The sequence below is a fragment of the Salinimicrobium profundisediminis genome, assembly GCF_026241755.1.
Taxonomy (GTDB): domain Bacteria; phylum Bacteroidota; class Bacteroidia; order Flavobacteriales; family Flavobacteriaceae; genus Salinimicrobium; species Salinimicrobium profundisediminis.
The window spans coordinates 53,580-67,772 of sequence record NZ_JAPJDA010000022.1 but is presented as its reverse complement, the minus strand read 5'-3'; the positions used below and the strand labels follow the sequence as shown (position 1 = coordinate 67,772).

Here is a 14,193-nt window from a genome sequence, read left to right as displayed (position 1 = left end):
TCTTACCGGAAAAAAAGTAAGAGACAAGAACCAGGTCTAAAAAAAAGAAAAGCCGGGATCCTTTGGATTTCGGCTTTTCTTTTTCCTTCAGAACAAGGAGCTTTTTGAATCATATAAGCCTAATTGTAAATATATCTGTCTAAAACCCAGCCCCTCCCTTTCGGGTTAGGGAAAAGGAATGAGTTTTTAGAATGGGGTCTCAAAATAGCATTTTTGAGAGGGTTTTGCCAAGTTGGTCCAGAACTGCCTCTTTAATATATGCCGTCCCTCTGGGACTCTCATTCTTCTTATGAAAATCTGGGGCTAGAAATATATCGCCCCTCCGGAGCTCGGATTGGGCTATAGTCCTGTAACTAATTTTATATTAATCCTCCACCTGAAGGTGGGGGCAATTGATGGATTTTAGACCTCTCCTACCCATCCTGCGGGCACCTCGCCAAAGGAGGGGATAAAACAGAAATGCATTGCCTCCGGCTTTAGCCGGAGGACCAAAAAGGACAAAGAGAAAGGGATTTAGCCCAATTCTAAATATCTCTTTCCAAAACCCATTCCCCCTTAAGGGCTGGGGAAAAGGAATGGGTTTTTAGATCGGGGTCCCAAAAATGGCATTTTTGAGAGGAATTTCTCCAGTTGATCCAGAACTACCTCTTTAAATCGATCAGCTCAAGAATTCCACAGGGGTCTGGGCGAGGGTGTTTTGCTCAAGACTGAAGATGATCCTGGTACCCTCAGGCTGTCCCTGCTCATCTTTTTTGTCAATAAGCTCACAATTAATATGGCCGGGATAACTTTTGTTGAAAAGCTCAATCCTTTCTTTTATGATCTGCATGCCCATGCTTTTATGGTCTTTTTCCGAAGATCTTTTTTCTGTGCCGCTTCTGCCCACGCCATTATCATCGATAATGATCTTGACGATCTCTCCTTCAGGAATAACTTCCAGGCGCAGGGTCTTGGTTTCGCGTTTGCTGGGAAGCAGGCCGTGCCAAATGGCATTTTCGATGAGCGGCTGTAGCAGCAATGGCGGGATCAGGATCTTTTCAACTTCGGGCGCATCTTCCCCTTTTATTTCAAAAGTGAAGTCTTTTTCAAAACGGTTCTTTTCAAGGGTAAGATAATATTGAGTCAGCTTAAGTTCTTCAGGTAAAGGAACCACATGCTTTTGTGAGGTTTCCAGCACCATCCTGGTATACCGGCTAAAAACCACCAGGTATTTCATGGCTTTGGCGTTTTGATTGCTTTGTATCAAATAAGTGATCGCATTGAGGCTATTAAATATAAAATGAGGATTAACACGCAGGCGGGTCACCAGGATCTCTGCCCGTGCAAGGTTGCGCTCATAGATCGCCTTCATCTTTTCCTTTTCCTCTTTCAGAATACGGGCGTTGATCTTCTTCTTTGTTTTGATATTCCGGTACTGTAACAGGAAAATGACCAGGATAAACAAAAGGCCCGTTGCCAGGAGTAACATAAGGATCCTGCGCCGCTCCAGCTTTTGCTGCTGATTGTCCAGCAGGGTTTGCTGCAGCGCTTTATCCTTTTCAAGCAGCTGAATATGATCTTCCTTTTTCTCTATGTCATATTTGCGAATGAGGGCCGCTATTTCCACATTCTGTTCCGTGAGTTTTATGCTGTCTTCATAAGCTTTACCCTGTTTGAGGTACTGTAAAGCTGCGGAAGGATCCCGCTGCCTTTCGAGTATATTCGACAGCTGGTAGGAATTCTGCATGATCAATCCGTGCTGATTGAGATCTTTGGCGAGCTCGAGGGACCTCTCATAATAATCTTTTGCCGCAACAAACCTATCCTGCCTGAAGCGTACGTCGCCCAAACTCCCAAGGATCTGCGCCTGTTGATGCGCATCTCCCAATTTCTCAAACCTGCTTAAGGCATCTTCAAAATAAGAAGCAGCCCTGTCCAGCTCCTTCCCCTCTTCCAGGTAAGATTTTCCGTAGAATTCGTAAGTGATCGCAAGACCGTAATCGTCGTTTCTCTCCCGGTTTATCCCAAGCAGTTCATCCAGGTACTTTCGCGCGGTTTTATACTCTTCCTTATCAATATAATAATCGCTTATAGAAAGATAATTCATGGCCACCCCAAGGCTGTTGCCCCGTTCCTTTTCGGCTTCGAGAGATCGTTCAAAGTAACTCAATGCCTCATCCTGTCTTCCGGGAATATTCCCCAAAGTGTTACCTATTCCATTCCCGGCTATAGCGATATTTTTAAGATCGTTCTCCTTTTCGGCAATCTTCAGGGCCTTCATGTAAAAGGAAACGGCCGTATCATATTTTTGGTTGTAACGCCCTGCCACTCCTGCATTGTTGGCAAAGATCATTTTAAAAACAGGATCGACCTCCATGTCTTTTACCAGGTCAAAAGCTTTGGTATGCAAAGAAAGCGACTCATCGTAACGCTGATGATACCTGTAAAGCAGCCCCAGGTTATCAAGCGTCCTGGCATATAGCAGGGAATCGCCTGTATTTAATGCCTTCTGAATAAGTCCCCTCGCAAGGTCATATTCCTCTTCTTCCGTGTGCTTTTCCCGGTGAAACTCCCTTAGCATTTGTATACCATAGACCACCTTTAGGGAATCATTGGTTTCCGCTTCAAAAGATGTTTTAAGGCTATCGAGCCGGGATTGGGAAAAGCCATTGGTGGCAAACAGCAGGATCAACAGGAAACCCAGCACGCCTGATGTACTGTAGAATCTCTTTGAAATATTCAACAGAAGCTTCCGCAGAAGAAAGATGACACAAATTTTATTAAGCCGTTTTGGTAATTGCATCAAATAAGTTTGTGATAAGGTCCTTTTTACTTTTGCTCACAGGGATGGATTTTCCATCCTGCATTACAAGATAGCCGCCATCATTCCGGTAGTATTTCTTCATGTAATTCGGATTAATGAGATAGGATTTATGAATTCGGATAAAGAAATATTTATCGAGCAGTTTCTCAAATTCCTTTAGGGTTTTGCTCAAAACCAGTTTTCGGTTGTTGGTAGTAAACAGTAATGTGTAGTTATTCTGGCTTTGGCAATATAAAATATCGTTTGTCTCGATAAACTCGAATCCTTCGGTCACCGGCACCGCTATTTTATTCTTCAGGATGCCTTCCCTTTTCATATAGTTCAACAGCTCATTCATTCTGTCTGAAGAAATATCTTTCTTCAATTCCCTTTCTTTCTTCCATTGCTGCACCGCCAGTATAAATTCGGTTTCATCAATGGGTTTGAGTAGATAATTTACCGCCCTGGCCTTAAAAGCCTGCGCAGCATACTGGCTGTATGCGGTGGTAAAGATGACATCAAAATCTTCTTCGGAAAGCTGGTCCAGCAATTCAAAGCCATTCATTCCCGGCATTTCCACATCCAGGAATAGCAAATCCGGCTTTACATTGGGAATAGCTACAAGGGCATCTTCAGGTTTGGTCCCTTTGAAAACGATCTCCGCCTCGGGAAATTTGCTCTTAATATGCAGGACCAACCCCTCCACACAATGCACCTCATCGTCTACAATCGCTACTCTCATATTGGATAAACTTCAAAAAATCAACAGATTATACTAATAAATATAGGTTTAATAAATGACCTTTTAAAAAACCAGCCACTTAAATACTGATATGCCTGAGGAAAAACCCCGTATGAGTTAGGCAGCACAATAACTTACCGCCAGCTCTTTAAACAGCCTTTGAATAATTTTTACCCGTATTTCCCTAATTGACAACTGCCTTACACTCATTTACCACCCCCGTAAACCTCTAATTTTATGACTTTTACACCAATCAATCAGAAAAAAATGACTTCTGAAAAATTCTAAACTAACCTTGAACTATTACAGAATGAGAACGAAATTACTTTTTACTGCCGCTTTAATTTTCCTGGGAACCTGCTTTGTGACCAACGCACAAAATGATACCCGGCTTGGGGCCATGGTCGCTTATGGTACTGAAATAGAAAACGTGGGAATTGGCGTTAATGCTGAGATACCTGTTATGGAAAAACTCAACATCTCTCCCGGCTTCATTTATTACTTTCCAAAAGATGAATATGGGGTGAGTTTAAACTGGTGGGAAATAAACGGAAATGCCAATTATTACTTTGTAGAAAACCAAAGCCTGAATTTTTATGGCATTGCGGGACTCAATTACACCCATGTAAAATTCGATTTTGACGAATCACCTTTTGGGGACTCTTCCATGGAAACCAGTGACGGAAGATTTGGTGTAAACCTGGGGGCGGGCGCGAATTTCGAGATTGGAAGCGGCATCACTCCTTTTGCCGAAGTTAAATATGTCATCATAGATGGAAGTCAGCTGGTGATTGGAGCGGGTGTGAAATTCAGCATCTAAGTCATTATAATTCTGAAAAAAGCTTTCTAACCAACCAATTTTTAAGCTACTCCTTATTAGATACCAGAGCCTTAATTCTAATCCTTAAAATTACTTCTATGGAAACCGGAAACACACAAACTGAAACCCAAAACAATAAGACCAAAGATACTACAGTGGCAGTCATCGCTTATTTGACCTTCATAGGTTTAATCATAGCCTTTGTGATGAACAATGAGAAAAAAGATGCATTTGCTGCCTACCATATCAAGCAGTCTTTAGGATTAACTGTTTGTGGCATCGCTGTTTTTGCCGTGGGAATGATCCCTGTCCTGGGTTGGCTGGTGAGTTTCTTTGGTTCTATCTTCCTGTTGTATTTATGGATCATGGGGCTTATAAACTCCATTAACGGAAAGCTGAAACCAGTACCTGTACTGGGAGACAAGTTTGAGGAGTGGTTCAGGAATGTATAGTGTCTTCTTAATTTGAAAACCTGCATCAAATTGTCAAAAATAACCAAAATTTAAAATTATGAAAATCAAATCTATATTTCTTTTAATGATCTTTTTCGCAGTATTTACAGGCTTTCAGTCCTGTTCAGATGATGACTCCGGAAGCGATGATGATACTGCCGGATGTGCAAATTTTGAAGCCGAATACGAAGATGTAACAACAGCGCTGACAGCTTTTTCTGAAAACCAGACTACTGCAAATTGTGAAGCATACAAAAATGCACTCCTTGACTTTTATGCAGATTTCAATGACTGCCCTTATTGGGGAGATTATTACCAGGAGGCATATGAACAAATACAGGCTATGGATTGTAGTGGCCTTGAAACCAACTAAGAATTAACCATTTTAAATATAGACCTGAAGTCATTTGGGGGAGTGATTTTGGGTCTGCAGATGGATGGACAGTGCAAACTGTTCATCCATTTCTCGTTATAGGGCTAAAGCCCGGGAAGTACATTTCCCACCCCACCCTGCGGGCACCCCTCCGAAGGAGGGGACAAAGCAGAGGCCTTAGCAGCACAACATTAATTCCGATGACAGCATAATCCCAAAATTAAATCCCCTCCATGCCAACATGAATTACCTCCGGCTTTAGCCGGAGAATTAAAAAGAACAGAGAGAAAGGGCTTTAGCCCAACTTTTTCAAAAATATCAATATGTAAAACCCATTCCCTCCCTTTAGGGTTGGGGAAAAGGAATGGGTTTTTAGCATAGGTCCCAAAAATGCCATTTTTGAAGAGGCTTTACACAAAAAATATCAGCAGTAAAATCATAGCCCCAGAGGGGCAAAAGCCCCGGGTATGAATAATACAATAAAATGTCCTGTAGGGACAACATGGAAGAATCACAGCTCCTGATGACAATATAGTGTAGCCGTCCCCCACCCCGCGGGCACCCCTCCGAAGGAGGGGACAAAGCAGGAACCTTAGCAGCAGAACATAAATTCCGGTGACAGCATAATCCCACAATTAAATCTCTTCCACATAAAACATGAATTACCTCCGGCTTTAGCCGGAGAATTAAAAAGAACAGAGAGAAAGGGCTTTAGCCCAACTTTTTCAAAAATATCAATATGTAAAACCCATTCCCTCCCTTTAGGGTTGGGGAAAAGGAATGGGTTTTTAGCATAGGTCCCAAAAATGCCATTTTTGAAGAGGCTTTAGCCCAACCCTATTCCCTATTCCAATTTCTGATTATCTTGCATTGGTTATCAATCTTGATATGAGTATTCAACTGAAAATTATCAGAGACTGAAAATTGAATCTTAAACTTAAATCCCCTTGCTCCAAACCCTCACTCATTACTTCCTCCACTTTATCTTTATTGGCGCTATTGCTTACTGGTACGACAAAACGAACTGGAAAAAATACTGGCTCATCCTGCTGGCGACTATGCTGGTTGATGTAGATCACCTACTGGCTACTCCAATCTTCCAACCCGGCCGCTGCAGCATCGGGTTCCATGTACTGCATTCGGAATATGTGATTCCACTTTACTTCCTGGGTGCAATTTTCATCAGGCACAAGATCATTCGGTTGGTGATGATTGGCCTGGCCTTTCACATGATCACCGATTTTATTGACTGCCTCTGGATGCTTTCAAAATGCGAAACCTGTTCAGCTGCGGAAATATTTCAGGGGTTATGATCCAAAAATGCCATTTTTGACAGGTATTTTTCCGAAGCAATTATTCGGAATTTGATGGCAATAACTAAAAACTTCAGTTACAGATTGCTGCTTTAAAACGGCATTTTTCCGAAGCAATTAATCTGAATTCAGTTTTTAAAACATCTGTTAATTCTCTTATATTTACCACCTGAAGTTTTCACCACTCATCTATCAACAGCCAAATTCACTCAACATGCACGTAGCCATTGCGGGAAATATTGGGGCGGGAAAAACCACCCTTACCAAATCACTAGCTAAACATTTTAACTGGGAAGCCCAGTATGAAGATGTACTGGAAAACCCTTACCTCGAGGACTTCTACAACAAAATGGAACGCTGGTCTTTTAACCTGCAAATCTACTTTTTGAACAGCCGCTTTAGGCAGATTTTAGAAATTCGGGAAAGCGGAAGGGCGATAATCCAGGACCGCACCATCTATGAAGATGCCCATATTTTTGCGCCTAACCTGCATGCTATGGGGCTGATGACCAACCGCGACTACGAAAACTACCGGTCGCTTTTCGATCTTATGGAAAGTGTAGTGCAGGGCCCAGACCTGTTGATCTACCTGCGCAGCAGTATTCCCAACCTGGTTTCCCAAATCCACAAACGCGGGAGAGATTATGAAAATTCAATTTCTATAGATTACCTGAGCCGCCTCAACGAACGTTACGAAGCCTGGGTGCACAACTACAACAAAGGTAACCTGCTCATCATAGATGTTGATAATATCAACTTTGTAGATAACCCTGAAGATCTTGGTAACATCATCACCAGGGTAGATGGGGAGCTTAACGGACTTTTTAAGTAGACGGTAGACTTTAGACGGTAGACGTTAGTTACTGGTTTTACTTCGACCTTCGGGCTTCCCTCCGGTGGAGGGGACATTTTCGATGAAGTTTAAATGAACTTTTAGAATTTTGGACCTGGTGCTTTAGAGCCTTATTCCTTAAACATTATTCCTTCTACCTTAAATAAAGCCGTGTTCCCGGGCGTGCTCGCGAGCCTGCTCTGAGGTTTCGACCATAAGAAGAGGGACTGTTTCGAAATTACCTACAATACTTCTCACCCTGCGCATTTGTCGGCGGTGCTTTACGCTTCTCAGGTAAATAGCCAGGATACGGTCGGGGTACTGGGCAGCGATTTCGGTGTAGATAGCAGGATCGTGCTCCCCACTGTCGCCAATGAGAATAAAATTGAGATGCGGATAGGTCTTTAAAATATTGATGATCTCCTTTTGTTTATGCGGTTTTTCGGGCTTAAGTGTTCTGTCAAAAGGGGTACGAAAATCCCGAAGCAAAATTGGCCCTTTTGGAAAATCATTGATCTCCAGGAAGAGCTTCAGGTACTCATATAAATTCCACGGACTGTTACTCAGGTAGATTATAGGGTTTTGCTCATTTGCTTTTTTCCCTGCATGCAGGTCGCGATAAAATTTTGGCGCTCCTTCCAGAGAGATCCTGTTATGCGCGTTCTTAAAAAGGGAATTTTTAATGAGCCTCCATTTTAAGAAAGAAGTCACCCCTGTGTGCAGAATGGTATCATCTATATCACTTATCACCCCAAAAGTGGCCTTTTGCGGCGGAATTAGCAGTTCGGCTTCAAAATTATTCTCATTGGTGATGATGCTGTTGGGCACCTCATTTGAAAAGGAACATTTCAGCTTTAGCCACCCGCCGTCATCGGCAAATTCTTTCAGGTTAAGAGAAATGGTTTTGTCAAAGAGAAAATATCCTTCGCCATTGGTTTTTGTGGTAAGCTCAGTACCGTCGGGCAGGCTTAGCGTCACTTCGGCATTTGCAATCTCATAACTATCAAACTGTTTATAGGTGTTGCCAAGGGTTCTAAAGAAACTCTGGTGTTCGTGCATCTTCAGGTTATCATCATCAATGGCGCGTCCCAGCAGGTAAAGGTGGCTGGCGGTGCCGTAACTGCGGTAGGTAGCCAGTTTCACTTCAGGTTTTGCAGTAAGGTAATTTTTGAGCCTGGAAAAGAGCTTCATAAAGAGGGTTTTAAAATGGCATTTTTAACACCTCATTCAAGGTACATTTAAAATCAAAAATCCCCCGCAGTTGCAGGGGATTTTAAAAATATTTTAGCAAATCTCTTCGGAAGTTACTCTTTTTGAGAGGTTACTTCGGAAGTTTTTGCTTCAGAAGTATTTGCTTCGGAAGTTTTCACGGCTGCAGCTATTTTTTCCGCAGTAACAAGAACTTCTTGTTTATCGGTTGAAAATTGGGCTACAGGCTCAACTTCTGTTTCCTCCTGAAGTATGGTTACTTCATCAACTTCGGGCGTGGTGGCAATTTCCATATCCTGACCCAAAATAGGGGCGATCACAAGTCCAATCAAACAGGTAAGCTTGATAAGGATGTTCATTGAAGGCCCTGAAGTATCTTTAAAAGGATCACCTACAGTATCACCGGTTACAGCAGCTTTATGAGCTTCAGACCCTTTGTAGGTCATCTCTCCGTTGATCATTACCCCGGCTTCAAAAGATTTTTTGGCATTATCCCACGCACCACCGGCGTTGTTTTGGAAAATTGCCCAAAGCACACCACTCACGGTCACCCCGGCCATATAGCCTCCCAGCATTTCGGCGATAAGACGGTTTTCATACCCAAGTACCATAGGAATAATTACTATAATAATAGGGAACCCAATGGTAAGAAGACCAGGTAAAAGCATTTCACGAAGGGCAGCTTTGGTAGATATCTCCACACATTTGTCGTATTGTGGTTTTCCTGTTCCTTCCATAATCCCTGGAATTTCACGGAACTGGCGACGCACCTCGTTCACCATATCCATAGCTGCTTTTCCTACCGATTGCATTGCAAGGGCAGAGAAAACAACGGGAATCATTCCTCCAATAAACAGCATGGCCAAAACAGGAGCTTTGAAAATGTTGATCCCATCAATTCCTGTAAAGGTTACATAAGCTGCAAAAAGTGCAAGAGAGGTAAGCGCTGCCGAAGCAATTGCAAAACCTTTTCCGGTTGCGGCAGTAGTATTTCCTACAGAATCAAGAATGTCGGTTCTTTCTCTAACTTCGGAAGGCAGTTCGCTCATTTCGGCAATACCTCCGGCGTTATCGGCAATTGGCCCAAAGGCATCAATAGCCAGCTGCATTGCTGTGGTAGCCATCATTGCTGAAGCTGCAAGTGCAACTCCGTAGAAACCTGCAAAGGCATAAGACGCCCAGATAGCGAGTGCAAAAAGAAGTACAGAATAGAAAGTAGAGATCATTCCGGTAGAAAGACCTGCAATAATGTTTGTTCCGGCACCAGTGCTGGAATTTTGTACGATAGAAAGCACAGGTTTTTTACCAAGACCTGTGTAGTATTCGGTCACGGCAGAGATCACGCCTCCAACTACAAGCCCAACCAAAGTAGCGTAGAATACCCGCATTGATGAGATTTGTTGTGGCCCTTCTCCAAAGAATTCCATTTGCATGGTTTCTGGCAACATCCAGGTCACCAAAAAGAAAGAAGAGATCGCTACCAGCACGATAGAGAACCAGTTCCCTTTGTTTAGTGCCGACTGAACTTCAGCTTCCTTGGCAGAATTGCTGTTGATCTTTACCAATAGCGTTCCTACTATAGAGAATATAATTCCGAAACCTGCAATGGCCATGGGAAGAAGGATAGGCCCAATTCCGCCGAAACCTTCAGCAACAATATTACCGCCCATGTCTTTGATCACATAGTTTCCAAGTACCATGGCGGCAAGTACGGTAGCCACATAACTTCCAAAGAGGTCGGCACCCATTCCGGCCACGTCACCCACGTTATCACCCACGTTATCGGCAATGGTTGCCGGGTTACGCGGATCATCTTCAGGAATACCTGCTTCCACTTTTCCAACAAGGTCGGCACCCACATCGGCAGCTTTGGTATAAATACCACCACCTACACGGGCAAATAGTGCAATAGACTCGGCTCCAAGAGAGAAACCGGCAAGGGTTTCAAGCACGATGGTCATTTGGTGAACATCGGTCCACTCCCCGCCCATAAAGACGTGGAAGAAGATAATGAAGAAAGTTGTTAATCCCAGAACGGCAAGACCGGCAACCCCAAGTCCCATAACGGTACCGCCACCAAAAGACACTTTTAGTGCCTGCGGCAGGCTTGTTCTTGCGGCTTGTGTGGTACGAACGTTAGATTGAGTTGCGATGCGCATCCCGATATTTCCGGCGAAAGCCGAAAAAATAGCTCCAAATATAAAAGCTACAACAATTAGAATATGAGTAGTGGGAACAATAAAAGATATTCCTGCCAGCAGTATACTGGCCACAATAACAAAAATAGTAAGGATCTTGTATTCGGCATTAAGAAAAGCAAGAGCTCCTTCATAAATGTGAGACGAAATATCCTTCATCTTTCCATCTCCCGCATCCTGTTTTAAAACCCAGGTGCGTTTTGCCCACATGAAAATGAGCCCTATGATTGCCAGGATAGCTGGCAACCAAATCATCAATGATTCCATAATTTTTTGTTAAATTTATTTTCGCTGTTAAAGTTAGCAAAAGAGGGATAAATATGGATTAATAAAAATGATCTTTCTCATAATCTGGGAGGAAATCTTTGTTTATCCTCAGCCATAACGGGAGATGAGCCTGAAAAAATACATTTTTGAAAGAAAATGTAAGGAAGATTTATTTTTAATTGCAGACTGGCTAAAATCGGGGTTTTAGAAACAGAGGTGAAAATGAGACGTGTATAAAAAAAGAGGCTGCCCGGTAAAGCTTTCTCCCTGTCGCTCCTGAAATATTTCAGTTCCTAATAGGATCCTGAAAAATTAAGAATAACGCGGTAATAGCCTTGCCAGACAGCCTCCTGTCTTATATTCCGAAGAAGTTAAAGGATAGAAAAATTACCTTTCTCCCCATTACTGTCTTTATATCGTTGAATACAATCTTTGATGATGGAGTTTGCTTCATTAACATCGCCCCAACCTTCAACATCTACTTTCTTTTGTTCAAGATCTTTGTAGACCTGGAAGAAGTGTTCGATTTCTTTTATAAGGTGGCCATTCACATCGCCAAGATCGTTAAGCCTGTTCCAGATAGGATCGGAAACCGGTACGCAGATCACTTTTTCATCGGGTCCTTTTTCATCGGCCATATGGAATACTCCAATTGGCTTTACCTCCATAACACAACCGGGGAAGGTTGGCTCTGTTACCAGCACCAGCACATCAAGCGGATCGCCGTCAAGGGCCAAAGTTTCAGGAATGAACCCGTAATCTGCAGGATACATCATCGAAGAAAAGATCATCCTGTCGTAACGTACTTTCTTTAGCTTAAAGTCATACTCGTATTTATTTCGACTTCCCTTGGGGATCTCGATAAGAACATCAAATGTTTTACTCATTACTCTATAGTATAATTTAGTCTGTTTTTGTCTTTAGGGGGCGGCAAATATAATACTTCATTCGGTTTTAAGCAGATATAAAATATTTAGAAGTTGCTCCCTGCCTCAAAGTTTAAGTTTTTCTTCACAAATGGCGTAGCAAATTCCAAACAACAAATCCCAAATTCCAGGCACCAAATTCCAATTTGAATCTAAGTTCCCTTTGGGGGATTTAGGGGGAAGAGAAGCCACAAGAACCCCAAGGTAAACTGTTTTAGAATTTGGCTTTTGGAATTTGGTACTTAAAAAAAGAAGCCTCCCAAAAAGGAGGCTCAAAAATGTCATTTTTGGAAGGGCTTTATTTAGTCCTTATACATCACCTTTTTCACTGCTTTGATCACATCGTTGTGATTTGGCAACCACTCTTCGAGTAGTACCGGAGAATAAGGAGCAGGAGTATCGGCAGTATTGATCTTTACAATTGGCGCATCAAGGAAATCGAATGCCTGTGACTGCACCTGGTAAGTGATCTCTGTAGCTACGTTTCCAAATGGCCATGCTTCTTCAACAATAACAAGGCGGTTGGTTTTCTTTACAGATTCCAGGATAGTTTCATGATCCATCGGGCGAATGGTACGCAAGTCGATGATCTCACATGAAATTCCTTCTTTTTCAAGTTCTTCAGCAGCCTTGTAACAGATCTTGATGATCTTTCCGAAGGAAACAATAGTTACATCGCTACCTTCTCTTTTAATGTCTGCCTTACCAATTGGCAATACATATTCTTCTTCGGGCACTTCTCCTTTGTCACCATACATTTGCTCAGATTCCATGAAGATCACAGGATCGTCATCGCGAATGGCGGCTTTTAAAAGTCCTTTTGCATCGTAAGGGTTAGAAGGTACAATTACTTTTAATCCCGGAGTATTGGCATACCAGCTTTCAAATGCCTGTGAGTGGGTAGCTCCCAATTGGCCTGCCGAAGCTGTTGGGCCACGAAATACAATGGGAACATTAAATTGCCCACCACTCATTTGGCGCATCTTGGCAGCGTTATTTATAATCTGGTCAATTCCCACCAGGGAAAAGTTAAAGGTCATGAATTCTATGATGGGACGGTTTCCATTCATGGCGCTACCAACACCTATTCCTGAAAAACCTAATTCTGAGATGGGTGTATCGATCACGCGATCTGGACCAAATTCATCCAACATCCCTTTTGATGCTTTATAAGCACCATTATATTCAGCAACCTCTTCTCCCATAAGGTACACAGATTCATCCCTGCGCATTTCTTCTGTCATGGCCTGGGCAATTGCTTCCCTGAACTGGATTGTCTTCATTACACGTATTTGATTAAAATTTTCGAATCACAAAAATAGTAATTCAAATAAGGATTATGGCCAACTTCAGAACAAAAATTTCTTATGCACGCACAGTATTTTTCCTCAGTTTTTATGTATCTTCGTAATCCATTTATAATTTTTATTTACAAAATTCTGAGATATATGAAAATATTAGTGTGTATTAGTCACGTTCCTGATACCACCTCAAAGATTAATTTTTCTGAAGGTGATACAAAATTCGACACCGCGGGGGTACAGTTCGTGATCAATCCAAATGATGAATTTGGTCTTACAAGGGCCATGTGGTTCAAAGAGAAACAAGGTGCAACAGTAGATGTGGTGAACGTAGGCGGCACAGAGACCGAACCTACTTTAAGAAAAGCTTTGGCTATTGGTGCCGATAGCGCCATACGTGTAAACACACCCGCTACAGACGGGATCTATGTTGCCAAACAAATAGCAAAAGTAGCACAGGATGGTGGTTATGACCTTATAATTGCAGGCCGCGAATCTATTGACTACAACGGCGGAATGGTTCCTGGTATGGTAGCCGGTCTTATTGGTGCAAATTTCGTGAACACCTGTATAGGGTTGGAGGTAGAAGGAAATGAAGCTACGGCCATTCGCGAAATCGATGGAGGAAAAGAAACACTAAAGACAAATCTTCCGTTAGTAATAGGTACTCAAAAAGGAATTGTACAGGAAAGCGACCTTCGCATTCCTAACATGCGCGGAATTATGCAGGCGCGAAAAAAGCCGCTTAACGTGGTTGAGCCTGTAGATACAGCGACACATTCTGAAGCAGTTAAATTCGAAAAACCCAAACCAAAAGGCGATATCAAGCTTGTTGATGCCGATAATCTTGATGAATTGATCAACCTGCTTCACAACGAGGCTAAAGTAATTTAAAGTCCAGGGTTTAAAGTTTAAGGTTCAAGGTTTGAACTGAAGGCTTTGGAATTTGGAATTTGTTAATTGGAATTTAAAGAAAAA

At 42.5% G+C, this 14,193-nt stretch carries 12 protein-coding genes; 6 read left to right on the top strand and 6 right to left on the bottom strand.

Features of this window, described 5'->3' with window-relative positions; translation table 11 throughout:
• Nucleotides 1–658: 658 nt before the first annotated feature.
• Nucleotides 659–2,782: a tetratricopeptide repeat-containing sensor histidine kinase gene (locus tag OQ279_RS13535; RefSeq protein WP_266070503.1), complete on the bottom strand. Its 2,124-nt coding sequence runs from the start codon at nt 2,780–2,782 to the stop codon at nt 659–661.
• Nucleotides 2,760–3,524, bottom strand: a complete 765-nt coding sequence (locus OQ279_RS13530; RefSeq protein WP_266070502.1) for a LytR/AlgR family response regulator transcription factor — start codon at nt 3,522–3,524, stop codon at nt 2,760–2,762. Before OQ279_RS13530 ends, OQ279_RS13535 begins: the two co-directional genes overlap by 23 nt.
• A 310-nt stretch (nt 3,525–3,834) precedes the next feature.
• On the opposite strand from OQ279_RS13530, the gene OQ279_RS13525 reads away from it, so the two are divergent.
• The 5 genes from OQ279_RS13525 (at nt 3,835) to OQ279_RS13505 (ending at nt 7,314) form a co-directional block, all read left to right on the top strand.
• On the top strand, nt 3,835–4,344 hold the full coding sequence (locus tag OQ279_RS13525; RefSeq protein WP_266070501.1) for an outer membrane beta-barrel protein: 510 nt from the start codon (nt 3,835–3,837) through the stop codon (nt 4,342–4,344).
• A gap of 98 nt (nt 4,345–4,442) precedes the next feature.
• Nucleotides 4,443–4,796, top strand: a complete 354-nt coding sequence (locus OQ279_RS13520; protein ID WP_266070500.1) for a DUF4870 domain-containing protein — start codon at nt 4,443–4,445, stop codon at nt 4,794–4,796.
• A 58-nt stretch (nt 4,797–4,854) separates the two neighbouring features.
• Nucleotides 4,855–5,169 carry a hypothetical protein gene (locus OQ279_RS13515; protein WP_266070499.1) on the top strand — a complete coding sequence of 105 codons (315 nt, stop codon included), beginning with the start codon at nt 4,855–4,857 and terminating at the stop codon, nt 5,167–5,169.
• Between the two features lie 947 nt (nt 5,170–6,116).
• On the top strand, nt 6,117–6,482 hold the full coding sequence (locus OQ279_RS13510) for a DUF6122 family protein (protein WP_266070498.1): 366 nt from the start codon (nt 6,117–6,119) through the stop codon (nt 6,480–6,482).
• A 214-nt stretch (nt 6,483–6,696) separates the two neighbouring features.
• On the top strand, nt 6,697–7,314 hold the full coding sequence (locus OQ279_RS13505; RefSeq protein WP_266070497.1) for a deoxynucleoside kinase: 618 nt from the start codon (nt 6,697–6,699) through the stop codon (nt 7,312–7,314).
• Nucleotides 7,315–7,473: 159 nt separating this feature from the next.
• Here the strand turns inward: OQ279_RS13505 and OQ279_RS13500 are convergent, their stop codons facing one another.
• From OQ279_RS13500 to OQ279_RS13485, 4 genes are all read right to left on the bottom strand, one after another.
• Nucleotides 7,474–8,505 carry an App1 family protein phosphatidate phosphatase gene (locus OQ279_RS13500; RefSeq protein WP_266070496.1) on the bottom strand — a complete coding sequence of 344 codons (1,032 nt, stop codon included), beginning with the start codon at nt 8,503–8,505 and terminating at the stop codon, nt 7,474–7,476.
• A gap of 113 nt (nt 8,506–8,618) precedes the next feature.
• Nucleotides 8,619–10,988, bottom strand: a complete 2,370-nt coding sequence (locus tag OQ279_RS13495; RefSeq protein ID WP_266070495.1) for a sodium-translocating pyrophosphatase — start codon at nt 10,986–10,988, stop codon at nt 8,619–8,621.
• Between the two features lie 371 nt (nt 10,989–11,359).
• Complete coding sequence (locus OQ279_RS13490) at nt 11,360–11,875, bottom strand: inorganic diphosphatase (RefSeq protein WP_266070493.1); 516 nt, start codon at nt 11,873–11,875, stop codon at nt 11,360–11,362.
• A 341-nt stretch (nt 11,876–12,216) separates the two neighbouring features.
• A complete protein-coding gene (locus OQ279_RS13485; RefSeq protein ID WP_266070492.1) occupies nt 12,217–13,197 on the bottom strand; it encodes a pyruvate dehydrogenase complex E1 component subunit beta in 981 nt (326 codons plus the stop codon).
• A 165-nt stretch (nt 13,198–13,362) separates the two neighbouring features.
• Here OQ279_RS13485 and OQ279_RS13480 point away from each other — a divergent pair, with 165 nt between their 5' ends.
• Entirely contained in the window at nt 13,363–14,109 is a 747-nt protein-coding gene (locus OQ279_RS13480) for an electron transfer flavoprotein subunit beta/FixA family protein (protein ID WP_266070491.1), read from the top strand.
• Nucleotides 14,110–14,193 lie beyond the last annotated feature (84 nt).

Coding starts and splice junctions, on each gene's coding strand:
- OQ279_RS13500 (WP_266070496.1), bottom strand. CDS start 8,505: ATGAAGCTCTTTTCCAGGCTCAAAAATTACCTTACTGCAAAACCTGAA.
- OQ279_RS13485 (WP_266070492.1), bottom strand. CDS start 13,197: ATGAAGACAATCCAGTTCAGGGAAGCAATTGCCCAGGCCATGACAGAA.
- OQ279_RS13490 (WP_266070493.1), bottom strand. CDS start 11,875: ATGAGTAAAACATTTGATGTTCTTATCGAGATCCCCAAGGGAAGTCGA.
- OQ279_RS13480 (WP_266070491.1), top strand. CDS start 13,363: ATGAAAATATTAGTGTGTATTAGTCACGTTCCTGATACCACCTCAAAG.
- OQ279_RS13535 (WP_266070503.1), bottom strand. CDS start 2,782: ATGCAATTACCAAAACGGCTTAATAAAATTTGTGTCATCTTTCTTCTG.
- OQ279_RS13525 (WP_266070501.1), top strand. CDS start 3,835: ATGAGAACGAAATTACTTTTTACTGCCGCTTTAATTTTCCTGGGAACC.
- OQ279_RS13495 (WP_266070495.1), bottom strand. CDS start 10,988: ATGGAATCATTGATGATTTGGTTGCCAGCTATCCTGGCAATCATAGGG.
- OQ279_RS13520 (WP_266070500.1), top strand. CDS start 4,443: ATGGAAACCGGAAACACACAAACTGAAACCCAAAACAATAAGACCAAA.
- OQ279_RS13530 (WP_266070502.1), bottom strand. CDS start 3,524: ATGAGAGTAGCGATTGTAGACGATGAGGTGCATTGTGTGGAGGGGTTG.
- OQ279_RS13515 (WP_266070499.1), top strand. CDS start 4,855: ATGAAAATCAAATCTATATTTCTTTTAATGATCTTTTTCGCAGTATTT.
- OQ279_RS13505 (WP_266070497.1), top strand. CDS start 6,697: ATGCACGTAGCCATTGCGGGAAATATTGGGGCGGGAAAAACCACCCTT.